This window comes from Paraburkholderia sacchari (assembly GCF_000785435.2).
In the GTDB taxonomy this organism is placed as follows: Bacteria; Pseudomonadota; Gammaproteobacteria; order Burkholderiales; family Burkholderiaceae; genus Paraburkholderia; species Paraburkholderia sacchari.
On sequence record NZ_JTDB02000001.1, the window covers coordinates 1378820 to 1400934 of the forward strand.

The 22115-nt window shown below is 64.6% G+C and carries 21 protein-coding genes; 13 read left to right on the top strand and 8 right to left on the bottom strand.

All coding sequences use genetic code 11. The features are described 5' to 3' along the window. Positions 1-17 precede the first annotated feature (17 nt). Positions 18-1298, top strand: coding sequence for an MFS transporter (locus NH14_RS06150; protein ID WP_035529093.1), 1281 nt, complete (start codon positions 18-20; stop codon positions 1296-1298). A gap of 97 nt (positions 1299-1395) precedes the next feature. Beyond that, a complete protein-coding gene (locus NH14_RS06155; protein ID WP_035529095.1) occupies positions 1396-2493 on the top strand; it encodes a branched-chain amino acid aminotransferase in 1098 nt (365 codons plus the stop codon). 111 nt (positions 2494-2604) lie between these two features. Here NH14_RS06155 and NH14_RS06160 read toward each other — a convergent pair whose 3' ends face one another. Then, complete coding sequence (locus NH14_RS06160) at positions 2605-3732, bottom strand: WD40/YVTN/BNR-like repeat-containing protein (protein WP_035529098.1); 1128 nt, start codon at positions 3730-3732, stop codon at positions 2605-2607. 24 nt (positions 3733-3756) lie between these two features. Continuing rightward, positions 3757-4026: a MoaD/ThiS family protein gene (locus NH14_RS06165; RefSeq protein WP_035529267.1), complete on the bottom strand. Its 270-nt coding sequence runs from the start codon at positions 4024-4026 to the stop codon at positions 3757-3759. A gap of 182 nt (positions 4027-4208) precedes the next feature. Between NH14_RS06165 and NH14_RS06170 the strand changes: the two genes are divergently transcribed. Next, entirely contained in the window at positions 4209-4463 is a 255-nt protein-coding gene (locus tag NH14_RS06170) for a hypothetical protein (protein ID WP_035529101.1), read from the top strand. Here NH14_RS06170 and NH14_RS06175 read toward each other — a convergent pair. Next, positions 4444-5121, bottom strand: a complete 678-nt coding sequence (locus NH14_RS06175) for a GntR family transcriptional regulator (RefSeq protein ID WP_035529104.1) — start codon at positions 5119-5121, stop codon at positions 4444-4446. The two genes, NH14_RS06170 and NH14_RS06175, sit on opposite strands and share 20 nt — an antisense overlap. A gap of 207 nt (positions 5122-5328) precedes the next feature. Between NH14_RS06175 and NH14_RS06180 the strand changes: the two genes are divergently transcribed. The 4 genes from NH14_RS06180 (at position 5329) to NH14_RS06195 (ending at position 9965) form a co-directional block, all read left to right on the top strand. Beyond that, a complete protein-coding gene (locus NH14_RS06180; RefSeq protein WP_035529106.1) occupies positions 5329-6627 on the top strand; it encodes an MFS transporter in 1299 nt (432 codons plus the stop codon). A gap of 66 nt (positions 6628-6693) precedes the next feature. Then, complete coding sequence (locus tag NH14_RS06185; protein WP_035529108.1) at positions 6694-7422, top strand: maleate cis-trans isomerase family protein; 729 nt, start codon at positions 6694-6696, stop codon at positions 7420-7422. Positions 7423-7473: 51 nt separating this feature from the next. After that, on the top strand, positions 7474-8682 hold the full coding sequence (locus NH14_RS06190) for a serine hydrolase domain-containing protein (protein ID WP_035529110.1): 1209 nt from the start codon (positions 7474-7476) through the stop codon (positions 8680-8682). 14 nt (positions 8683-8696) lie between these two features. After that, positions 8697-9965, top strand: coding sequence for a serine hydrolase domain-containing protein (locus NH14_RS06195; RefSeq protein WP_084225639.1), 1269 nt, complete (start codon positions 8697-8699; stop codon positions 9963-9965). A 101-nt stretch (positions 9966-10066) separates the two neighbouring features. Here the strand turns inward: NH14_RS06195 and NH14_RS06200 are convergent, their stop codons facing one another. Then, positions 10067-10771: an NnrU family protein gene (locus NH14_RS06200; RefSeq protein WP_035529111.1), complete on the bottom strand. Its 705-nt coding sequence runs from the start codon at positions 10769-10771 to the stop codon at positions 10067-10069. Between the two features lie 131 nt (positions 10772-10902). Here NH14_RS06200 and NH14_RS06205 point away from each other — a divergent pair, with 131 nt between their 5' ends. After that, complete coding sequence (locus tag NH14_RS06205; RefSeq protein ID WP_035529113.1) at positions 10903-11322, top strand: DUF3830 family protein; 420 nt, start codon at positions 10903-10905, stop codon at positions 11320-11322. A 31-nt stretch (positions 11323-11353) separates the two neighbouring features. Here the strand turns inward: NH14_RS06205 and NH14_RS06210 are convergent, their stop codons facing one another. Next, complete coding sequence (locus NH14_RS06210) at positions 11354-12064, bottom strand: GntR family transcriptional regulator (RefSeq protein ID WP_052148180.1); 711 nt, start codon at positions 12062-12064, stop codon at positions 11354-11356. A gap of 236 nt (positions 12065-12300) precedes the next feature. Here NH14_RS06210 and NH14_RS06215 point away from each other — a divergent pair, with 236 nt between their 5' ends. The 4 genes from NH14_RS06215 to NH14_RS06230 are packed head-to-tail and all read left to right on the top strand — an operon-like array spanning position 12301 to position 16583. Continuing rightward, positions 12301-13596 (top strand): MFS transporter, encoded by a 1296-nt coding sequence (locus NH14_RS06215; RefSeq protein WP_035529115.1) that lies wholly within the window; start codon positions 12301-12303, stop codon positions 13594-13596. 41 nt (positions 13597-13637) lie between these two features. Further along, a complete protein-coding gene (locus NH14_RS06220; protein ID WP_035529117.1) occupies positions 13638-14366 on the top strand; it encodes a maleate cis-trans isomerase family protein in 729 nt (242 codons plus the stop codon). 22 nt (positions 14367-14388) lie between these two features. Beyond that, positions 14389-15804, top strand: a complete 1416-nt coding sequence (hydA, locus tag NH14_RS06225; protein ID WP_035529120.1) for a dihydropyrimidinase — start codon at positions 14389-14391, stop codon at positions 15802-15804. A gap of 26 nt (positions 15805-15830) precedes the next feature. Continuing rightward, positions 15831-16583 (top strand): aspartate/glutamate racemase family protein, encoded by a 753-nt coding sequence (locus tag NH14_RS06230; protein WP_035529123.1) that lies wholly within the window; start codon positions 15831-15833, stop codon positions 16581-16583. 116 nt (positions 16584-16699) lie between these two features. Here NH14_RS06230 and NH14_RS06235 read toward each other — a convergent pair whose 3' ends face one another. Genes NH14_RS06235 through NH14_RS06245 form a run of 3 tightly spaced genes read right to left on the bottom strand, consistent with a single transcriptional unit; the run spans position 16700 to position 21482 of the window. Beyond that, entirely contained in the window at positions 16700-17956 is a 1257-nt protein-coding gene (locus tag NH14_RS06235) for a cytochrome c (RefSeq protein WP_035529127.1), read from the bottom strand. Continuing rightward, positions 17953-18621, bottom strand: a complete 669-nt coding sequence (locus tag NH14_RS06240; RefSeq protein WP_035529130.1) for a (2Fe-2S)-binding protein — start codon at positions 18619-18621, stop codon at positions 17953-17955. Before NH14_RS06240 ends, NH14_RS06235 begins: the two co-directional genes overlap by 4 nt. Beyond that, entirely contained in the window at positions 18618-21482 is a 2865-nt protein-coding gene (locus NH14_RS06245) for a xanthine dehydrogenase family protein molybdopterin-binding subunit (protein WP_035529131.1), read from the bottom strand. The genes NH14_RS06240 and NH14_RS06245 overlap by 4 nt, the downstream gene beginning before the upstream one ends. Before the next feature lie 336 nt (positions 21483-21818). Here NH14_RS06245 and NH14_RS06250 point away from each other — a divergent pair, with 336 nt between their 5' ends. Beyond that, positions 21819-22100: a DUF4148 domain-containing protein gene (locus NH14_RS06250; protein WP_035529132.1), complete on the top strand. Its 282-nt coding sequence runs from the start codon at positions 21819-21821 to the stop codon at positions 22098-22100. The last annotated feature ends 15 nt before the right edge of the window (positions 22101-22115 follow it).

The following is a 22115-nucleotide window of genomic DNA, read 5'->3' on the forward strand; positions in this document are numbered from 1 at the left end:
AAAAAAGGCCCGCCAACATGTCCGCCAGGAAACCCGTGAGCCTCGTCAGGCTCGTCATCGCCACCTCCGCCGGCAACGCGCTCGAATGGTTCGACATCGCCATTTACGGGTTCTTCGCGGTGTATATCGGCAAGCACTTCTTTCCGGCCGTCAACGAAACCGTTTCGATGCTGCTCACGTTCGGCACCTTCGGCGCCTCGTACCTCGTGCGGCCGATCGGCGGCGCGGTGCTGGGCGCCTACGCCGACCTGCGCGGACGCAAAGCGGCGATGATGCTCTCGGTAAGCCTCATGATGGTGGGCACGGCCATCATCGCGCTGATTCCCGACTACGCGGCGATTGGCCTGGCCGCGCCGCTCGCGGTGTTCGCCGCGCGGCTCATCCAGGGCTTCTCGGCGGGCGGCGAGTTCGGCGCATCGACCGCCATGCTGATCGAACATGCCCCGCACCGGCGCGGCTTCTTCGCGAGCTGGCAGTTCGCGACGCAGGGCCTCGCGACGCTGCTCGCGGCCTCGTTCGGCTTCGGGCTCGCGCGCATCCTGACGCCCGCCGATCTCGCGGCATGGGGCTGGCGCCTGCCGTTTTTCTTCGGATTGCTGATTGGTCCGGTGGGCCTCTATCTGCGCAGCTACATCGACGACGCCGAGGACTTCAAGCGCGCCGAGCGCACCGAGACGCCCGTGCGCGACGTGCTGACCCGGCAAAAGCGCCTCGTGCTCACGGCCATCGGCCTGCTGACCGTCTCCACGGCGGTCAACTATCTGCTCCAGTACATTCCGACCTTCGCGATCCGCCAGCTCCACCTGCCCGCGGCGACAGGTTTCGCGGCGACCATGGTGGGCGGCGTGATTCTCACGGTCGTGACGCCGTTCGCGGGGTATTTGTCGGACCGCATCGGCCGCCGCACGCAAATGACCTGCGTGGGGGTGCTGCTGCTCATCAGCGCGTATCCCGGCTTTGCCTGGGCCACGAGCCATTCGGACGTGCTGCCGCTGTTCGTGCTGATCGCGTGGCTCGCGCTGCTGAAATCGATCTATTTCGGCGCGCTGCCCGCGCTCATGGCCGAAATCTTTCCGGCCGCGACGCGCGCGACGGGCATGTCGATCGGCTACAACATCGGCGTTACCGTGTTCGGCGGCTTCACGCCGGCAATCGTCACGTGGATGCTCAGCGCCACCGGCGACAAGAGCGCGCCGGGCTACTGGCTGATCGCAACCGCCATGATCAGCCTCGCCGCGCTCGCCTATGTTAGCCGCGTGAAAGTGACGGGCCCGGTTTCGCAGCAGGCGGCGGCTTAAAAGGGACAATTCTCTCCGAATATTCGCCGAACCCCGCGATATCTGGTAGAACATCGGCCTGGGCTTTTTCGATCAATAACCGCGAGAGACGACGCAAATGAACACCCCCCGTCCCCTTGAAATCGCCGTGGAACGGCACCCGAATCCCACGCCGGCCGATGAAATCGCCGCCCGGCTGACCAATCCGGTGTTCGGACGCGTTTTCACGGATCACATGGTCACGATCCGCTGGACGGAAGGCATCGGCTGGCACGACGCCAAGGTGGAAGCGCGCCGCCCGTTCCAGATCGACCCGGCCTGCGCCGTGCTGCACTACGCACAGGAAATTTTTGAGGGCATGAAGGCGTATCGCGGCGAAAACGGCCAGATCTCGCTGTTCCGCCCGCAGGAAAACGCCAAGCGCTTCCGCAACTCGGCGGCGCGCATGTCGATGGCCGACCTGCCCGAAGAGTTGTTCCTGCGCGCCGTCGAGGCGCTCGTCGACATCGACCGCGCCTGGGTGCCGGGCGGCGACGGCAGCCTCTACCTGCGCCCGTTCATGTTCGCCAACGAGAGCTTCCTCGGCGTGCGCGCGGCCAGCGAATACATCTTCTGCGTGATCGCCTGCCCGGTCGGTCCCTATTTCAAGTCGGGCAAGTCGGCGGTCACGGTCTGGGTCTCGGACCAGTACACGCGCGCGGCGCCGGGCGGCACGGGCGCGGCCAAGTGCGGCGGCAACTATGCGGCCAGCCTGATTGCGCAGACCGAGGCGTCGGCGCATGGCTGCGATCAGGTGGTGTTCCTGGACGCCGCGCAGCATCGCTGGATCGAAGAGCTCGGCGGCATGAACGTGTTCTTCGTGCTCGACGACGGCTCGCTCGTCACGCCGCCGCTTTCCGGCACGATCCTGCCGGGCATCACGCGCGCGTCGATCATCGAGCTGGCGCGCAAGGAAGGCTTGACCGTCAACGAAACGCCCATTTCCTTCGACGACTGGCGCGATGGCGCCGCGTCGGGCCGCATCAAGGAAACGTTCGCGTGCGGCACGGCGGCGGTTGTTACGGCGATCGGCACCGTGCGTCATGCGGGCGGCGAGTTCTCGATTGGCGATGGCGGTGAGGGAGAAGTCACGCGTCAGTTGCGTACGCTGCTCACCGGCATTCAGCGCGGCAAGATTGCAGATCCGGCGGGCTGGGTTTGGAATGTGAAGGGGTAATACCTTTTCGGGGGCGCTCAAGCACGCTGAGCGCCCCGCTCAACCACACGCGCAAATGCACTGCACACCTGTCTATTACAGACATCGAATCGGAATTTTAATCAGGAATCCTCACCCAAACCGCACGCAATAAATCGGTGGCAAATGCGCGGAAACCAGGCGCCAGTTTTCGCCGCCGTCACTGGAAGTCCAGAGCGCGCCGGTGGTGGACCCCATCGCGAGACGCGTGCCCGAGTCGTCGACGACAAGCCCGTGCCGATACACGAGGTCATAGGCCGGCGCGGGCGGCAAACCGTTCGAGAAGCGCTCGAACGTGCGGCCGCCATCGCGCGTACGCGTGACCACGAACTTGCCGTCCACCGGCACACGGCAGGCGTCCTTCACGGCCGGCACGAACCATGCGGTATCGGGCTCGCGCGGATGCACGGCTACCGCGAAGCCAAAGCTCGACGGCTGCGCTTCGATGCGCTGCCAGTGCGCCGCGCCGTCGGTCGAGCGGAAGATCGCGCAGTGATGCTGCGTCCACAGCACATCGGGGTTCGCCGCACATTGCACGACGCGGTGCGGGTCCTGCACGTTGGCTTCGCCGCGCCGCTCAGGCGGCATGTAATCGGCTTCCATGCCCTCGGAACTCAGTTGCCAGTTCGCGCCGCCATCGACGGTCTGCCACACGCCGCCGCACGATATGCCAATGGTCACGTGACGGCTGTCGCGCGGGTCGACCACCACGGAATGGATGCCCGGTGCGTCGTAGCCGCCACCGAACCATTCGGGACGCTCCGGGCGGTCCCACAGCGCGCGGTTGAGTTCCCAGGAGTCGCCGCCGTCGCCGGAGCGGAACAGTCCGCCGGGAATCGTGCCTGCCCACAGCACACCCGGCTCGTCCGGGCCACCCGTCTCTAGCGACCAGATTTGCTGCAGCGTCCAGGGTGGCGATGGCGGGCGGGGCTCAGCGTCGCTCGAGCCGTTGCTCGCGCGCGCCTCCTCGGGCGGCTGCGGCGGGTAGACCGGAACCGCGCACTCTTCCCAATCGGTCATGCCCGCGCGCAGCCGGTGCAGCTTCACGCCGAAGTGACCGAGATTGAGCGCGGCGTAAAGCGTCCCGTCGCGTGAGTCCGGTAGCACCATGCTCACCGGCTCGCCCGCGAAATGCGGCGCGCCGTACGTCCAGCCGCCCGCGCCATCGTGTTGCAGTACGAACAGTCCCTTGCGTGTGGCGACAAGTAATCGATCGCTCATGTGGAATGTCTCCTGGGCGGATATCTACCCGCCCGACAACGCTTGAACGACGTAGACGCGGCTAGCCTCGCTCAAGGTATCGGAAAGATGTTGCCGGTCGCGCACGGGTTGGCCATCCACGAACACGGACAGATGCCGCCGCAGTGCGCCTTGATCATCGAGAATGTAACCGCGCAGCCTCGGCTGCGCGGCGAAAACGGCCTCGAACGCTTCGCCCAGCGTGTGCGCGTCGATCTCGCGCTCGGGCGTCGCGACATGCCGTTGTATCGAGGCAGCGAAGAATATGTGGGCCATGGCGGTGCGGCGGCGCGGCAAAGTCCGTCGCCGCCGGTTTTGTAGTTTAGGCGATTTGCGGGGCGAGTCCATGCAGGCAGCTACGCGCCCGCCGCCAATCCTGGCACAATCGCACATGATGTCCGGACTCGCGAACGGTTCATCACCGCAAGCTCAAGAAACTCTCCAACCCCAGGACCCCCATGGCCCCGCTGGTCGCCACACTCGCCCTGTTGATCGTCGTCTTTGTCCACGCGAGCCTTCCTCGCTTCACGCCCCGAGGGCCGAAACGGCTCATCGCGCATGCGTCGCTGCTGCTCGTGGGTTTGGGGTTCGGTGTGGTGAGCGCGATGCTGACCGGTCCGGCCGCGCCGCCGTGGGCCGTGATCGCGTGCGGCATGGGCATCGTTCACGTGCCGGCGCTGTGCCTGCTCGTGCTCAAGCGCATGAAGCGATAACTTCGTCCCGCGCAGCAGGCGCACCGGCGCGCGCCCGATGCAGCACGGCCAGCACCTCGCTCGCCGTCTTTTCCGAATGCTCGCGCAAAATCCGCGGTAAATCAGCGTGCGCAGGATCTTCAAGCGCAGCCAGAATCGCATCATGCTCAACCATCGATTCCGACCAGCGCAACACATCGGTATTCGCCGCGCCGCGCGCGCGATGCACTTTCGCCATCAGCGTCGCGTAGATATTCGAAAGCACCGGATTCCCGGCCGCATCCACGATCATCTGATGCACCTGCTGATTCAGCTGGAAATACGCTAGCCGCTCGCCCGCATGGTGGCATTCCACCATGCGCCGGTGCTTCGCCGCGATGGCGGCCACCTGCGCGACGCTCACGCGCTGCTGCAACAACGCCCCCGCCATCGCTTCGAAGCCGTGCAGCATCTCGAAGGTGCTGGCGAGGTCGTCGAGGTCGATCGCCGCCACGCGGTAGCCAATGTATTGCCGGTGCGTCACGCGCCCTTCCGAAACCAGCACCTTGAGCGCCTCGCGCAAGGGCGTCTTCGACACGTCGAACGCCATGCACATTTCTTTTTCGTCGATGCGCGCGCCCGGCGGCATCTCGCCTTCATCGATCATGACGCGCAAGCGCGCGGCGACCTCCGCGGCCATGCCGCGAGTGCGCAACAACAGAGGGGAGCTATTCGACTGACTATTCATGGCAAGAGCTTAACATGACCCTGGTACATACCCTGTATTTTTGCATGATTTTATAAAAATCAATGAGTTAGTGTATTTGTAATTATAGATTCTTAATCCTATACTCTGTCGGACGTTGCGCGACGCCATGAAAACATCCGCCTCTCCCAGGAGCTGTTCATGTCAACAACATCCGGTGTGGCCGCCATGGCGGTCCACAAGTCCAGCGTGCGCTGGAAGATTTTTCTGGTCATGCTGAGCCTCATTTCGATCAACTACATCGACCGTGCGTCGTTGTCGGTCGCCATGCCGCTGATCTCGAAGGAGTTCGACGTCGGTCCGGCCATGGAAGGGCTCATCCTCAGCTCGTTCTTTTGGACCTATGCGTTCATGCAGATTCCGGGCGGCATGCTGGCCGACCGTTTCAAGCCGCGCATCGTGATCGCCTGCGCCACTGTCTTCTGGGGCTTCTTCCAGGCCATCGCCGCGCTGTGCACGAACGCCCCGGCCCTGCTGCTCACGCGTCTGGGTCTTGGCGCGTCGGAAGCGCCGATCATGCCCGCGGGCGGCAAGCTCAACGCCCTCTGGATGACGCAGACCGAACGCGGCCGCGGCGCGACCCTGCTCGACGGCGGCGCGCCGCTGGGCGCGGCGCTCGGCGCGATCCTCATCACCGGGCTCATCGCCATGCTCGGCTCGTGGCGTCTTGCCTTCGCGGTCGCGGGCATCGGCACGGTGCTCGCCGGCATCCTCGCGTGGTTCTATGTGCGCAATACGCCGCGCGAACATCCGGGCGTGAACGAACTGGAAGCCGCCTATATCGAGGAATCGCACGCACAAGACGCGGCGCTCGAACCGGCCTCGCTCTCGGGCCGCACGAGCGACTTCTTCAAGTACCGCTCGGTGTGGGGCATGTTCTTCGGCTGGATGTGCTTCAACACGGTTTTCTACGGACTCCTGACGTGGATGCCGAACTACCTGCACATGGTGCACGGCTTCGACATCAAGCAGATGGGCGGTTCGAGCTTCATTATCTTTTTCAGCGGTTTCATTGGCGAGCTGGTCGGCGGCTGGATCGCCGACAAGTGGAAGGCCGCGGGCGGTCGCCCCAATGTCGTGATGCGCACGCTGTTCGGCATCGCGGCGGTGATCGCTACCCTATCGATCTTCTCGGTCGCCTACGTGACCAATGCGGTCGCCGTAGTCGCGCTGCTCTCGACCACGCTGTTTTTCCTGCGCTGGTGCGGTCTTTACTGGTGCATCCCGTCGTCGCTCGGCACGCGCAGCAAGATCGGTTTCCTTGGCGGCTTCATGAATCTCGGCGGCAATATCGGCGGTATTTCGGTGCCGATCATCGTCGGCGCGATCGTGCAGCTCACGCACTCGTACTTCCTCGCGCTGATGTTCTTCGCGGCGGCCGGCGTCGGCCTGCTGGTGTGTTCGAGCGTGATCGACTACGAAAAGAAGATTCCAGTTTGAATCTTTATTAACGCGGTCCGCTGCCTCCCGCTTCATTTATTCAATTATTCATCTTTAGATATCGACATGAACAAGCGCACTCTTCTCGGCATGCTCACGCCGTCGTCCAATACTGCGCTCGAGCCGCTCACGAGCGCGATGGTCGCGGGCCTGCCCGATGTCTCCGCGCACTTCGCACGTTTTCCCGTGACGGAGATCTCGCTCTCGGACCAGGCGCTCGGCCAGTTCGACGACACCAAAATCCTGCAAGCCGCCGAGTTGCTCGCCGACGCCAAGGTCGATGTGATCGGCTGGAACGGCACGTCCTCGGGCTGGCTCGGTTTCGAAGCCGACGAGCGTTTATGCCGCCGCATCACCGAGGTCACCGGCATCCCCGCCACGACCTCCGTGCTCGCGCTCAATGAGATCCTGCGCAAGACTGGCGCCGAAGATTTCGGCCTCGTCACGCCCTACCTCGAAGAGGTGCAGGAAAGAATCGTCGCCAACTACCGCAGCGAAGGTCTGAACTGCATTGCCGAGCGTCATCTGGGCCTGAAGGTCAATTTTTCGTTCTCCGAAGTCACGGCCGACCAGATCCGCGAGATGGTTCTTGCCGTAGCCGCCGCCAAGCCGCGCGCGATCACGACCTTCTGCACGAACCTGAAGGCCGCGCATCTCGTGCGGGCGCTCGAGGAAGAGACCGGCATTCCCGTCTACGACACGATCTCCACGGTGGTCTGGAAGTCGCTCCAGCTCGCCGGCTACGACACCCGCAGCGTCAAGGGCTGGGGGCGTCTGTTCAGCGAAGTCGTTTAAGGACCGGGCGAGCGCGCTGCGTTATTAAGCAAAACGAACAAGGAGCAATCGATGAGAGTGCCTCAAACGTTGTGCAGGATGGCGGCTGCGGCGATCGTCGCCGGCTCGGCGGCGCACGCGGCGCATGCCTCCGGCGCCACCCGTCCGGCATCGCAGGACATGCCCACTGTGGTACCCGAATCGGTCGGCGTCGATTCGGCGCCGCTCGTTCGCATGTCGCAATGGCTGCGCAACGACAAGATGGACGTACGCAGCCTCGTGGTCGTGAAGGACGGCAAGATCGTGTTCGAGCGCTATAGCGACGGCCTCACGCGCGACAACAATTACGAGCTGTACTCAGTCACGAAGACGATTACCGCGCTGCTCACCGGCATCCTGGTGGGCGAAGGCAAGCTCAGCCCGTCGACGAAAGCAGCGCCCATGATCGCCCAGGCGCGCCCCGACCTCGCAAGCGAACTCGCCGACAAGCAGAACATCGAGCTGCGCCACCTGATGTCGATGTCAAGCGGCCTCAGCTATCAGACGCGCGAAGGCACGGACCCGCTCTACTACGAAGCGCCCGACCGGCTGCGCGTCGCGGTCACGAGCCGCGCCACCGGGACGGCGCCCGGCACGCACTTCGACTATATCGACGTGAATCCCGTGCTCACGGGCACGGCCGTTTCGATCGCCGCGCAACAGCCCGAGGACCAGTTCGCGCGCGAGAAGCTGTTCGGGCCGCTCGGCATGTCGCATTACCGCTGGAGCGGCGCGGACAAAACCGGCGCGGTTTCGGGCGGCTGGGGACTGCGCCTGCGCGCCGTGGACATGGCCAAAATCGGCATGCTGCTGCTCGACGGCGGACGCTGGCACGGCAAGCAGGTCGTGCCCGCCGCATGGATCAAGCAGATGGCGACGCCCTCGCCCGCCGCCGCCGACTACGGCTATTACTGCTGGATTCAGCACGTCGTCGAGAAAGGCCAGCCCGAGTACGGCGCGATGGGATTCAAGGGGCAATTCATCACGGTGCTGCCCAAGCAGCACGCCGTGGTCGTGATGACGAGCCTGCTGCCCACCGAAGGCGGGCTGCGCGACGCGACCTACCTCCAGCAATATCGGCGCATGGTCAACGAGTACATTCTTCCCGCGCTCTCGCCCGCGAGCAAACCGGCGCAGACCGCCGCGAAAACCCAGGCGCTGCATGAGGAACTCGAAAGGAGCCGCCAGACCCAAGGCGTTCCTGGCACGGCCACCGCATTCAACGACGCCCCTGAAACCTGAAGGAAACCGCGACGATGACAATCCAGACGGTCCCGCCGCTCCCCGTGTTTTCGCCGTCCCGTTCACGGCCTGCATCGCCGGTGCTGCGCGCGCTGCTCGCGCGCGTGGCGCCGCTTGTGTTCGGCGCGAGCGCGCTCGTGCCGTTCGCGGCCAGCGCGCAGCAAGCGAGCGCCCCGCTCCAAGAAGCCGGCATTGAATCCACTACGCCCGAGGACGTGGGCGTCGATTCGAGCGAGCTCGTGCGTCTCTCGCAATGGATACGCGACCAGAAGCTCGACGTCTACAGCCTGCTCGTGGTGAAAGACGGCAAGCTGATTTTCGAGCGCTACGGCGCGGGCGCATCGCGCAACGCCAACTACGAGCTGTATTCCGTGACCAAGTCGGTGACGTCGCTGGTCGCGGGCATCCTGGTCGACCAGGGCAAGATCGGCCTGAACGATTCGGTGGGCGACAAGCTGAGCGCATGGCGCCCCGACTTGCGCGCGGACTTCGCCGACAAGCGCAACATCGAGCTGCGCCACGTGCTGTCGATGTCGAGCGGCCTGCATTACGACTTCCGCCCCAAGGACGATCCCATCTACTACACGGCGCCCGATCGCCTGAAGCTTGCGGCCGCAACCAAACCGAAGGTCGCGCCCAGCACGGAATTCGAATACACCGACATCAATCCGATCCTGACTTCGGCCATGTTGAGCGCGGCGGCGCACGCGCCCGTCGAACAGTATGCGCAAGCGCACCTGTTCGAGCCGCTCGGCATGCAGCACGCGGCCTGGGAACGCGCCGACCAGAAGGGTCTGGTCTCGGCGGGCTGGGGCTTGCGGCTGCGCGCGGTGGACATGGCGAAGATCGGCATGCTGGTGCTCGATCATGGCCGCTGGCAGGGCCGCCAGGTGGTGCCGCAGCAGTGGATCGCGCAGATGACGACGCCGGCCGTTTCGCCTTACTTCGGCTACTACTGGTGGGTCAACAACATCGTGCAGAGCGAGCCCGAGTTTGATGCTATGGGCTTCAAGGGGCAGTTCATCACGGTGCTGCCCAAGCGCAACACGGTGATCGTGATGACGAGCATGCTGCCGATCGAAGGCGGCCTGCGCGACGCGAAGAACGTGCAGATGTTCCGGCAGATGGTGAGCGGCTATATCGTTCCGGCGCTCGACAATGCGCAGCACGCGAAGCCCAGCGACGCGCGCCGCCAGGCGCTCGCGCAGGAACTGGAGGTGAGCGCGCGCACGCAAGGCATTCCGGGCACGTCGATGGACCCGACCGACAAGCCGAAGCTATAAGTGGCTGACGCCCCGCCGCGCGACGCGCTCGCGCGGCCACGCCGGAACCCGCGCTAAATTTGCCACTGAAGTTGACACTAACGTTGGCGCTAAAGTTACCGCTAGAACCAGCGCCAGATGCCTGCGGCCATGCCGGCAATCGGCCGATGCGCCCAGGTCGCGACGAGCCAGACGACGAGTCCGCCCGCCAGCGCGTGCATGCCGAAGCCGCCCAGCCGCGCACGGCCCGCCGCGATGGCCGCGAACGGCAGGTAGCTCGTTTTCGCCTCCCATGCGGGCCATTGCTCGGGTTGCAGGCGCTCCTTCTTGCGGTCCTGCAAGGCGGAGCCGACCAGCGCGAGCACGATCATCGCCACCGCAACCACGATGTTCTTCCCGACCGGATACACCGCGATATGACACAGCCCCCAAAGGGCGAACGCCCACATCATCGGATGACGCGTGACCGCGTAGACGCCGTGCGCCGTCTCGGGAAACGCGCCGGACCGGCCGCCCGTGGGCAGCGCGGGATTGCGGATCAGCGAGCCCATCAGCAGAATCGAGGCGATCAGCATCACCGCCGTCACCACGGCCCAGAGGCCGTTGCCGACCGCCCAGAGCGGCTCGGTCAGCGGCGCGCGCCGGTAGGCCACGATCATCCAGCCGATCGTCGCGAACGAGACCAGCGAGTAGATGCCCTGGAACGCGGCCTCGCCGATCGCGCCCACCAAAGGCTTGCGCAATGGATGGGACAGGATGAAGTGGCTGCCCACGAAGGCGGCGGACGCCGCCACGACTGCGGTGATGCTTCCATCAGGGCTTGGCATGAGCGTGGCTCCTCAGGTCATATCGTCAGCGATTCGTCAGGGTTCGATGCGCGCGCATACAAATGCGAACCCGGCAAGATTAGCGCCAGCGTGTGGCGTATCGAAGACTACTCCCAACTTTCGAGGACAACATGAAAAAGATCATCGTGAACGCCGGCCCGTACCGCTTCGTCGGCCGGCTGGAAGAAGAACGCGCGCCACGCACCTGCGAGCGCTTCCTGCAATTGCTGCCGCTCAGGAACAAGGTGATCCATTCGCGCTGGAGCGGCGAAGCCGTGTGGATCCCGCTGGGCGACTTCGATACGGGCCTCACGTTCGAGAACCACACGAGCCACGCATCGCGCGGCGATATTCTGCTGTACCCCGGCGGCTTCAGCGAAACCGAATTCCTGTTCGTCTATGGCAGTTCGAGCTTTGCGAGCAAGATGGGGCAGCTTGCCGGCAACCACTTCTTTACGCTGCTCGAAGGCCACGAGCATCTGGAGGCGTTCGGCAAACTCGTGCTGTGGGAAGGTGCGCAGGACATCGAGTTTACGCTTGCCGACGATTAACGGCTGACGGCTGACGGCTGACAACTAACGACTAACGGCGCCGGCCCGCCTCGCCCGCGGGCTGCAGCACTTTCATGACTTCCGCGGCCGTGTGCTCGGAATGCTCGCGCAGCAGCCGCGAGAGGCTCGCGCCGTCGCGTTTGCCCAGCGCCTCCAGGATCGCGCCGTGTTCGCCGAGCGATTCGGCCCAGCGGAACACATCGGCATTGGCCGCACCGCGCGCACGGTGAATCTTGCTCATCAGTGAAGCATACAAATCGGATAGCACCGGATTGTTCGCGACATCGACGATCTGCTGATGCACCTTCTGATTGGCGCGGTAGTAAGCCGTGCGCTTGCCGTCGCGATGAAACGCTTCCATCGCGTGGTGGCGCTCCAGCAGCACCTTCATCTGCTTGTCGTCGATGCGCTGCGCGGCGAGCCGTCCCGCGATTTCCTCCAGCCCGTGCAGCACCTCGAAGATCGCGGCGATCTCGTCCTTGTTGATCGGCGCGACCTGAAAGCCCATGTGCTGCCGGTGCGTCACATGCCCTTCGGTCACGAGGGTCTTGAGCGCTTCGCGCAGCGGCGTTCTGGAGATGTCGAACTGCTCGCACAGCGCTTTCTCGTCGATATGTTCGCCGGGCGGCAATTCCCCTTCCAGAATCATCTCGCGCAACCGCTCCGCGATTGCCGCGTACATCCCCGTGCCGCGCAGGCTGATGCGCTTGCGTGTGTCCGCCGGTAGTGCCTTCGTGTCCATGTCGTTTGCTTCCTGCTTGCTTTCGTTCGTGTCTTCCGTCTTCGCTTAATTTTCCTACACTCCCCCTCGACTATCCACAAAAATTAAAACTCAATAAAATCATATAGTTATAAAACTTGTAATTTATAATTAGAAATCATATACTGCGTTTGCGCAGACAGCGCACCGGGCCGAAAGCGGTCCGGCCACACACATGAAACCCGAAGGCCGTGACCAGGCGTACGGAGGAGACATCGATGCGAACCGCAAATGCGGCCGTGCAGGCCGAGGCGAGGACCGGCGTACGCTGGCGAATCTTTCTGATCATGTTGATGCTTATTTCGATCAACTACGTGGACCGGGCCTCGCTGTCCGTCGCCATGCCGCTGATCGCCAAGGAATTCAACATCGCCCCCGGCGTGCAGGGGCTGATTCTCAGCTCGTTCTTCTGGACTTATGCATTCATGCAGATTCCGGGCGGCATGCTGGCTGACCGTTTCAAGCCGCGCATCGTGATCGCGTTCGCCACGCTGTTCTGGGGCTTTTTCCAGGGTATCGCCGCGATCTGCACGACGAGCACGGCGCTGATCCTCACCCGTTTGGGCCTGGGCGCGTCGGAAGCGCCGATCTACCCGGCCGGCGGCAAGCTCAACACCATGTGGATGACGCGCCACGAACGCGGCCGCGGCGCGACCCTGCTCGACGGCGGCGCGCCGCTGGGCGCTGCTCTGGGCGCGGTAATCATTTCCGGCTTGATCAGCGAGTTCGGCTCGTGGCGCACCTCGTTCGTGGTGGCCGGCGTGGGCACCATGCTGGCAGGCCTGTTCGCGTGGTACTACATCCGCAACAACCCGCGCGAGCATCCGGCCGTGAACGAGGCCGAAGCCGACTATCTCGAAGCCGCGCTGCGGGAAGAGCATGCGGAAGAGCCGATCGATGCGAGCGGCCGCAGCCTCGACTTCTTCAAGTACCGCTCGGTTTGGGGCATGTTCTTCGGCTGGATGTGCTTCAATTCGCTGTTCTACGGCCTGCTCACGTGGATGCCGAACTATCTGAACAAGTCGTACGGCTTCAATATCCAGCAGATGGGCGGCGCGAGCTTCGCCATCTTCTTCAGCGGTTTCGTGGGTGAACTGGTGGGCGGCTGGATCGCCGACAAGTGGAAGGCCGCGGGCGGCTCGCCCAATCGCGTGATGCGCACGCTGTTCGGCATCGCCGCCGTGTTGGCCACGGCATCGATCTTCTCTGTCGCCTATGTGCGCGATCCGGTAACGGTGGTGGTGCTGCTCGCCTCCACGCTGTTTTTCCTGCGCTGGTGCGGCCTGTACTGGTGCCTGCCTTCGATCCTCGGCACCCGCAACAAGGTCGGCTTTCTGGGCGGCTTCATGAATCTCGGCGGCAATATCGGCGGCGTGCTCGTACCGATCATCGTCGGCCTGATCGTGCAGACTACCGGCTCCTATTTCCTGGCCCTGATGTTCTTCGCCGCCGCGGGCGCTGGCCTGTTCGTCTGCTCGACCATGATCGACTACGAACGCAAGCTGCCTGTTTGAGCTTTCACTAATTTAGTAACTGACTGATTGCAGACTTCATCATGAGCAAACGCGTCCTGCTCGGCATGCTGACCCCTTCGTCCAACACCGCGCTCGAACCCATCACGAGCGCGATGGTGGCCCAACTGCCCGGCGTCAGCGCCCATTTCTCGCGCTTCACCGTGACCGAGATTTCGCTGTCCGAGCAGGCGCTCGGTCAGTTCGACACCACCAACATCATTCAGGCCGCGCGCCTGCTGGCCGACGCCAAGGTCGACGTGATCGCCTGGAACGGCACGTCGTCGGGCTGGCTCGGCTTCGAGAGCGACCGCCGCCTGTGCCGTGAAATCGAAGAAGCGACCGGCATTCCCGCGACCACTTCGATTCTGGCGCTCAACGAAATTCTGGTTAAGACCGGCGTGAACAAGTTTGGCCTGGTCAGCCCATACATCGAGGAAGTCCAGCAGAAGATCGTGGCCAATTACCGCGAGAACGGCATCGACTGCTCTTCCGAAAGCCATCTGGGCCTGAAGGTGAATTTCCAGTTCTCCGAAGTAACCCAGGAAACGTTGCTCACCCAGATTCGCGAAGTCGCGGCCCAGGGCCCCGAAGCAATCGTCACCTATTGCACCAATTTGCACGCCGCGCATCTGGCCGACGAAGTGGAGCGGCAGCACGGCCTCCCGCTCTACGACACGATCTCCACCGTGGTGTGGAAGTCGCTGAAGCTCGCGGGCTACGATACGACCCGGCTCGAGGGCTGGGGCCGCTTGTTTACCGAAGTTGCGTGAGGGACTTGCCATGACGACAGCCATGAAAACCGAATACGACCTCGTCATCCGCAATGCCGACGTGGTGACCGCGTCCGAGCGCTTTAACTGCGATATCGGCGTGAAGAACGGCGTCGTCGTGGCGCTGGCCCGCGAGCTGGGCGCAGGCGCGCGCGAGATCGACGCAACCGGCCTGCTGGCGCTGCCCGGCGGCATCGACGCGCACTGCCATCTCGATCAGCCCATGCCCGAAGGGCTGAAGATGGCCGACGACTTCCTGAGCGGCACGCGCGCCGCGGTGTGCGGCGGCACCACCACGGTGATCCCGTTCGCCGCGCAGGAAAAGGGCCAATCGCTTAAGGCCGCGGTGGCCGACTATCATCGCCGCGCCGATGGCCGCGCGGTCACCGACTACGCGTTCCACCTGATCGTCTCCGATCCCACTCCCGAGGTGCTGGAGCGCGAGCTGCCCGAACTGATCGCGGCGGGCTATACGTCGTTCAAGATCTACATGACCTACGACGATCTCAAGCTCAGCGACCGCGAGATCCTCGAAGTGATGGACGTGGCGCGCCGCAACCAGGCGCTGGTCATGGTGCATGCCGAAAACTCCGACTGCATCGCATGGCTGACCGACAAGCTCACGGAAGAAGGCAAGCACTCGCCGAAGTATCACGCGCTCTCGCGCCCCGCCGCCGTCGAGCGCGAAGCGACGCATCGCGCGATCGCCTTCTCCGAACTCGTCGACGTGCCGATCCTGATCGTTCACGTCTCGGGCCAGGATGCGATCGAGCAGATCGAATGGGCACAGCGCCGCGGCCTCCACATCTATGCCGAGACCTGCCCGCAGTATCTGTATCTGACTGCCGAAGATCTCGGCCACGACGACGGCTATCACGGCGCCAAGTGCGTTTGCAGCCCGCCGCCACGCGATACGTCGAGCCAGAAAGCGGTGTGGAGCGCGCTCAAGCGCGGCATTTTCAGTGTGTTCTCGTCCGACCACGCGCCGTTCTCGTTCGACGACCCGCAGGGCAAGAAGCCCGGCGGCGAAGAAGTCTCGTTCGAGCACATTCCGAATGGCATCCCCGGCATCGAAACCCGTCTCGCGCTGCTGTTCGACGGCGTGAGCCACGGCAAGCTGTCGCTGCACAAGTTCGTCGAGCTGACTTCGCTGAATCCCGCGAAGCTGTACGGCCTGTATCCGCGCAAGGGCACCATCGCGGTGGGCGCCGACGCCGACATCGTGCTGTGGGACCCGGCCAAACAAGTCGCCATTGCGAACGACGCGCTGCACCACAACGTCGACTACACGCCGTACGAGGGCCGCACCGTGCACGGCTGGCCGAAGCACTGCCTGTCGCGCGGCGAACTGCTGGTCGAGGACGGCCGCTATCTGGAGCCCGAAGCGGGCCGCGGCCAGTTTCTCCCGGCCGGCAAGCCGCAGTATCTCGACCTCTGAATCGACCGCTGAAATTGGAGCGCACCATGAAGATCCTCGTGATCAACCCCAATATTTCCGAGAGCGTTTCGGCGCTGATCGAGGCCGAAGCGAAGCGCAGCGCTTCGCCCGGCACCGAGATCGAAGTGGCGACCGCGCCGTTCGGCGTCGCGTACATCGAGACGCGCTTCGAGTCGCTGGTGGGCGCGTACGCGACCTCGTGCGTGGCGGCCGAGCGCGCGGGCACTTACGATGGCGTGGTGGTCGCGGCATTCGGCGACCCGGGACTCCAGGGCATCAAGGAACTGCTCGACGTGCCGGTGGTCGGGCTGACCGAAGCGTCGCTGATGACCGCCGCCACGCTGGGGCAGCGCTTCTCGATCATTGCGATTTCGCCGCGCATCAAGGCGTGGTATCGCGAGACGGTTGAGCGCAGCCATCTGGGCAACCGGCTCGCGAGCATTCGCGCGCTCGAAGAACCGCTGCGCGATATCGGCAGCGTGCAGCAGGATTACGCGGAACGACTGAAGGCGCTGTGCAACGAAGTGGTCGAGAACGACGGCGCCGATGTCATCATCATCGCGGGCGCGCCGCTCGCAGGGCTTGCGCGCGAGATTCGTCACGAACTGCCGGTGCCGGTGGTCGATGGCGTGTCGAGCTCGATTACCCAGCTTGAAGGCCTGATCCGCCTGAACCCGAAAAAGGCGACCAAGGGCAGCTTCGCCCAACCGCCGGTCAAGCCGAACCGTGGTCTGCCCGAAGCGCTGGAGCGGTTGTTGAGCAGCAGGAAGACGGACTGATACGCGGATTAACGCACGGACTAACGCGCACAAAAAAGCGGGCCTCGAAAATATCGAGGCCCGCTTTTTTTTTGGCTAGCGCGTACACCGCTTGATGCCGCGCTGAACTGCAAAGCCTAATGCGACGGCTCGCGCAACACCTTCACATCGGCGGCGGCAACATTGGCGTTCTGCCCGCCCCACGTCGCGCGCAGGTAGTTCGCCAGTTGCGAGAGCTCGTCGTCGCTCAGCGTGGACGCGAACGCCGGCATCGCCTGCATGCTTTCCAGACCCGCAAAGTGCTGCGTATCGATGCCGTCGAGCATCGCCACGAGCAGATTGTGCGGATCGGCCTGGCGCACCGTCGAGTTGCCGTTCATCGGCACCGCCACGTGCGGCTTGCCCTCGCCCGCCAGCCCGTGACAGCCCGCGCACACGGCCACATAGACCGAGCGGCCCGCCGCCAGTTGCGCGGTGTCGGCGGCCACGGCCTTCACCGGCTGCGGCGCGGGCGCCATGTCGCCGAGCAGATAGACCGACAGCGCGCGCACGTCGTCCTTGCTCAGGTACTGCGTGCTCAAGTGCACGACCGGATACATCTCGCCGAATGCCGAGCCTTGCGGCGCGATGCCGACGCTGAAAAACGTCTGCAAATCGGCGCCGTTCCAGCCGCGGCCAGCGAGGCCCGCAGGCGTGATGTCCGGCGCGACCACGCGGCCCAATGCTGCGCCCGAGAGCGGCTTCGCATCCACGAGCCGGCCGAACACGTCGCGCGGCGTATGGCATTCGGCGCAGTGTCCGAGCGCGTTGGCGAGATAGCGGCCGCGCTGCCAGTCCGCCGATTGCCCCGCCGAAGCATCGGGCAACGTGTCCTTCAGGAACAGCACGTCCCACAGCGCCATGCCGAAGCGCATGCTGTACGGGAATTTCAGCTCGTTCGCCGGCGCATCGGCCGCGACAGGCTTCACGGTCATCAACCAGGCGTACATCGCGTCGGCGTCGGCGCGCGAGAGCTGACGGTACGACGTATACGGCATCGACGGATAGAGCCGCTTGCCGCGCGCGTTGCCGTCGTGGAGCGCGGCGTAGAAGTCGTCGGCGCTCCACTTGCCGATGCCGTGATCCTTGTCGGGCGTGATGTTCGAGCCGTAGAAGGTGCCGTACGGCGAGGCCAGCGCCGCGCCGCCCGCGAACGGCGCGCCGTCCTTCGCGGTGTGGCACGCCGCGCAGTCGGCGGCCTTCACGAGGTAGCGGCCGCGCGCGACCTGCTCGGGCGTGGGCGTGAACGCCGCGCCCGAAGTGGACGATTCTTCGCGGCCGCAGGCCGCGAGCGTGAGCGCACAGGCGGCGAGCAACACGCCGTGCGCGAGCCGGTTGAGGAGCGCGCGCTTCATGCCGCGTCCTTCACGAGACCGGGCGTGCTCATCACCACGTCCTTGACCGCCTCGTAGTAGCGCACGTAGCCCGTGCAGCGGCAAATGTGGCCGTCGAGCGCGGCCATGATCGTGCTTTCCACATCGGCCTTGTTGATGGGCTCACGCTTGAGGCGTTCGAGCAGCACCGTTGCCGCGTTGACGAAGCCCGGCGTGCAGTAGCCGCACTGGAAGCTGAAGTGATCGAGGAACTTCTGCTGGATGGGCGACAACTCAACCACCTCGCCAGCCTCGTTGCGCTTCGCGTGGCCTTCGACCGTGCGGATCGTGCGGCCGTTGAAGAAGTGCGCGCCGGTGATGCAGGTGCGCATTTCCTCGCTGGTGCCGTCCGGCTTGTCGAGGATCACGACGCACGCGTGGCACACGCCCTGCCCGCAGCCGAGGCGCGAGCCGGTCAGGCCCGCGTACTCGTGCAGAAACTCGATCATCATGATGCCCTCGGGCACCTGCATCGGACCGACGGCCTTGCCGTTGATGGTGAGCGCAAGCGCTTTCGGCTTGTACTGCACGAGCGGGCGCTCGACGGGCGCGGGCTGCGAGGCCGGCTGTGCGGCCGGGGCTGACTGCGAAGCAGCCACGGCGGCGCTGGCGCTGGCCGCGGATCCAGCGGATTGGGCGAGCGTCATGCGAGCACCTCCAGGATTTTTTGCGGGGTCACCGGCAAGTCGGTGAAGCGATGGCCGATGGCGTGCGCGACGCCGTTCACGACCGCGCCCACCACGGGAATCATCACCACTTCGGCGATACCCTTGGGCGGATCGGTTTCCGAGAGCGCCGGCAGCACTTCGCCGGTTTGCGTCCAGACGGCGACGTCCGAGGCGCGCGGCAGGTGGTAACGGTTGAAGTTCCACGTGCCGTTGCCGGGGCCGTCCTCGTAGAGCGGCAGATACTCGTGCAGCGCATGGCCGATGCCCATCGCAAGACCGCCCTGCAACTGGCCCGAAACGAGCTGCGGCGAGATCTGGTTGCCGCATTCCATGATCGAATGGTGCGTGAGCAGCTCCACCTTGCCGGTGGCTTCATGCACGGCCAGTTCGACCAGCGTGCCGACCGCGCTGTAATAGGTCACCGCCGCGTTGTTGCGGCTCATCGGCGGGATGAACGCGCGCTTGCGGTCCAGCACGCGATAGCCGTTCGCCGTGGAGGGCAGCGCGGCGTGCGCAGCCGGCGTCAGCGATGCTGCGGGCTTGCCGTTTTCGCCGGCACCAGCCTTCGCATAGCGCAGCGAGAGGCCGTCGATCGGCAGACGCTCGACCGTGCCGCCCACATCGAATTCGGCTTCGGCCCATTGCCAGCGATTGAACACGTGCACGACCGCGCCGGTCGCGAGGCCCAGCGCATGCGCCTGTTTCGCGAGCCGTTCGAGCGGCAGCGGCTCGAGGCCCGCCGCGGTCAGCTTGCCGTCCACCCAGCGCGCATCTTCGATGCGCACGACGAGCGGCGCGGCCTGGCCGCCGCCCAGACCTTGCGTCCAGATCGACATGGCCGCCGGCCACAGGCCGTAGCGGAACACCGCGCGCGCGGCTTCGCGCGTGCTGTGTGTGAAGTAGAACGCCGAGTTCGTGGCGCTCGATGGCGAGGCGATATTCGGCGTCCAGCGTGGGTTCGCGCTCAGACGGTCCTGATCGGCCTGGCTCATGAGGTAGGGGTCGCCACTCGTGACCATCGGCAGATCGGGCCAGTCGGTCACCGCCACGCGGATATCCGCCGCCGGTTTGCCGAGCCACTTCGCCACGGCCACGGCCTGGGTGGTCGACATGCCCGTGCCAATCTCCGCGCCCGTGTGATGGAGCGTGATAGCGCCGTTCTCGTCGATTTCGACCTTCGCGAACGATGCTTCGGATCCCGTACCAAAGTCCTTCTGCACGCAGGCGAAACCCACGCCGTAGCGCTTGCCCGGATGCGCGGCTTCGTACTCGGCCTTGCGCTTCGCGCGCTGCGTCCACAGCGGATGCACCTTCGCGCGCTCCAACACCTCGTCCACGCGGATCGCGCCAGCAGGAATCGCGCCCTGGGTGTTCTTCATGCCCGAGCGCAGCGCGTTCTTTAGACGGAAATCGATAGGGTCGACGCCGAGCTGCGCGGCGATTTCGTCGATGGCCATTTCGGTCGCCGCCATGCTCTGCAGCGTGCCGTAGCCGCGCGCCGAGCCCGCGTCGATCGCGCGCGAGGCGATCGCCACCGAGGCGAAGTCGTTCTTCGGGAAGTAATAGATCGATTGCGCGGCCGTCGCGCCCACCATCGCCACCGAAGGCGAGAAGTTGCAGCGCCCGCCGCCGTTGGCCTCGAAGTCGCCCTTGAACGATTGCAGCAGCCCCGTCTTGCGGTCGACCGCAATGCGGTAATGCATCTTGAACGCGTGGCGCTTCAGCGAAGTCTGGAACTGCTCGTAGCGGTCGTTCGCGAAACGCACCGGGCGGCCGTCGCCGTAGAGCGCGGCCACGAGCCCGTAGTACGGCACGTTGAAGTGGTCCTTCGAACCATAGCCCACCGTGTAGCACGGATGCAGGAACAGCTGCTTCACCGGGTAGCGGCCCTTCGCAACCATTTCGGCAACCGATTGCGCGACTTCGAGCGGCGACTGCGTCGGCACCACGAGGTGCAGCGACTGCGTGGCGGCGTCGTACCAGCCGTTCGCGTTGTCGGGTTCGAGCGCGGCCGTGTCGATCGACTGCGTGTTGTACTCGCGGTCGAACACGAGCGAGTCGGCGGAGGCGTGATCGAGTTCGTCGGAGATCTGGGCCGCCCAGGCCATGCCCTGCTCGTCGACCTTGCCGTGCGCGTTGGCGTCCGGCCACACCGGCTGATGCTTGCGCATCGAGCTCGGGAAAATCGGCGCGTCCTTGAGGCTCGAATAGACGTCGTCGTCGTACGGCGTCTTGCCGCCCACGCGCACGTAGCGGAAGGTCCCCCACGGATCGCGTTCGAGCGGCCCGGTCACCGCGCCGTAGCGGATCACGTCGTCGCGGAACTTGAGCAGGTTCTTCGCGAAACGGAAGCGCGCGAAATCGTGATAGATGAGAATCGCGACCGCGTGGCCCAGATAGGCAGGCGTCTTGCCCGCGGGCAGCAGCATGTCCTCGCCGTAGAAGGCCGGGAACGCCACGCCATCGCGCACGAGGTCCTCGGCGGTGACGATGCGATCGGGCTTGAGATCGTCGCCGAGCAGCGTCAGGTCGAAGCCTTCGTAAAGGCGATCGGCCTGGGTCGCGCGCAGGATGAGCGCGTGTGCCTGCTGCTGGGGCCAGTGGGGCATGTCCGACGCGCGAATATCGCGTGCGAAGATTTTCGAGCCCGTGACTTTGGCGATGCCGTCGATGCGGAACTTGGGCGTGCCGTTGGCGGCATCCCATTTGACCGGTGTGAGGAGTTTTTCTTCGAAAAGGGCAGCGAATGCGCGGCTGCCGAAAGGCGCCACATATACCGCCACGCCCGCCAGCATGCTGGCTTTGAGAAAACCCCGCCGTGACAGGCCGTGGTTTTTCATGAGGGGACCTCCAGGTGCGTGCGCGACTCGCGAAGGCGACAGTCTGTGCCTTGCGGAGCGGCCCGCATTCTGGCATCCGCGCCCGCCCGAGCCCATAGCGACCGCCACATGTGGAACTTATTATTGCGCTTATAAAGCCCGTTTCATAAGGGTTTACGCGATATGCGCAGCTTCCGGCGGTGTCGCGCCCCGCTCCCTTTTCCTACGAAAACGTCATCTTGCGATCACGTTAGCGCACCGCTCAACCGTCATATTGAACGCAGCTTCCAGCGAGGAAGCGAGCAAGTGCAACCCCGGCTTCCCCGTTGCGGAAGTCCAAAGAGAAGGAGATTCAGCATGAACGCGAAGTTCCCGATTGCTCTCGTCGCCATTGCCGCAGCACTAGGCGCTACTTCGGTAGCAGCGCAAGCGCAGACGCAGACCCAAGGCAAAACGCGCGCCGAGGTCCAGCAGGAATTGATTCAGGCCCGCCACGACGGCCTCACGCAATCGAGCCCGACGAAGTACCCGCCGAACGCGCAGCAAATCGCGCAAAACAAGGCGCGCCATGCGGCCGGCACGCATCGCAACGAGCCTTCGACTGCAGTCGATCAGCACGATCAGATGGCGTCGCACTAAGGTTCGACGGTAGTT

Bases quoted from the DNA above. Each gene is read 5' to 3' on its own strand.
- NH14_RS06190 (WP_035529110.1), top strand. From the start codon at position 7,474: ATGAGAGTGCCTCAAACGTTGTGCAGGATGGCGGCTGCGGCGATCGTC.
- NH14_RS06245 (WP_035529131.1), bottom strand. From the start codon at position 21,482: ATGAAAAACCACGGCCTGTCACGGCGGGGTTTTCTCAAAGCCAGCATG.
- NH14_RS06185 (WP_035529108.1), top strand. From the start codon at position 6,694: ATGAACAAGCGCACTCTTCTCGGCATGCTCACGCCGTCGTCCAATACT.
- NH14_RS06150 (WP_035529093.1), top strand. From the start codon at position 18: ATGTCCGCCAGGAAACCCGTGAGCCTCGTCAGGCTCGTCATCGCCACC.
- NH14_RS06235 (WP_035529127.1), bottom strand. From the start codon at position 17,956: ATGAAGCGCGCGCTCCTCAACCGGCTCGCGCACGGCGTGTTGCTCGCC.
- NH14_RS06210 (WP_052148180.1), bottom strand. From the start codon at position 12,064: ATGGACACGAAGGCACTACCGGCGGACACACGCAAGCGCATCAGCCTG.
- NH14_RS06200 (WP_035529111.1), bottom strand. From the start codon at position 10,771: ATGCCAAGCCCTGATGGAAGCATCACCGCAGTCGTGGCGGCGTCCGCC.
- NH14_RS06170 (WP_035529101.1), top strand. From the start codon at position 4,209: ATGGCCCCGCTGGTCGCCACACTCGCCCTGTTGATCGTCGTCTTTGTC.
- NH14_RS06155 (WP_035529095.1), top strand. From the start codon at position 1,396: ATGAACACCCCCCGTCCCCTTGAAATCGCCGTGGAACGGCACCCGAAT.
- hydA (WP_035529120.1), top strand. From the start codon at position 14,389: ATGAAAACCGAATACGACCTCGTCATCCGCAATGCCGACGTGGTGACC.
- NH14_RS06250 (WP_035529132.1), top strand. From the start codon at position 21,819: ATGAACGCGAAGTTCCCGATTGCTCTCGTCGCCATTGCCGCAGCACTA.
- NH14_RS06230 (WP_035529123.1), top strand. From the start codon at position 15,831: ATGAAGATCCTCGTGATCAACCCCAATATTTCCGAGAGCGTTTCGGCG.
- NH14_RS06195 (WP_084225639.1), top strand. From the start codon at position 8,697: ATGACAATCCAGACGGTCCCGCCGCTCCCCGTGTTTTCGCCGTCCCGT.
- NH14_RS06240 (WP_035529130.1), bottom strand. From the start codon at position 18,621: ATGACGCTCGCCCAATCCGCTGGATCCGCGGCCAGCGCCAGCGCCGCC.
- NH14_RS06165 (WP_035529267.1), bottom strand. From the start codon at position 4,026: ATGGCCCACATATTCTTCGCTGCCTCGATACAACGGCATGTCGCGACG.
- NH14_RS06160 (WP_035529098.1), bottom strand. From the start codon at position 3,732: ATGAGCGATCGATTACTTGTCGCCACACGCAAGGGACTGTTCGTACTG.
- NH14_RS06205 (WP_035529113.1), top strand. From the start codon at position 10,903: ATGAAAAAGATCATCGTGAACGCCGGCCCGTACCGCTTCGTCGGCCGG.
- NH14_RS06180 (WP_035529106.1), top strand. From the start codon at position 5,329: ATGTCAACAACATCCGGTGTGGCCGCCATGGCGGTCCACAAGTCCAGC.
- NH14_RS06215 (WP_035529115.1), top strand. From the start codon at position 12,301: ATGCGAACCGCAAATGCGGCCGTGCAGGCCGAGGCGAGGACCGGCGTA.
- NH14_RS06175 (WP_035529104.1), bottom strand. From the start codon at position 5,121: ATGGCCGCGGAGGTCGCCGCGCGCTTGCGCGTCATGATCGATGAAGGC.
- NH14_RS06220 (WP_035529117.1), top strand. From the start codon at position 13,638: ATGAGCAAACGCGTCCTGCTCGGCATGCTGACCCCTTCGTCCAACACC.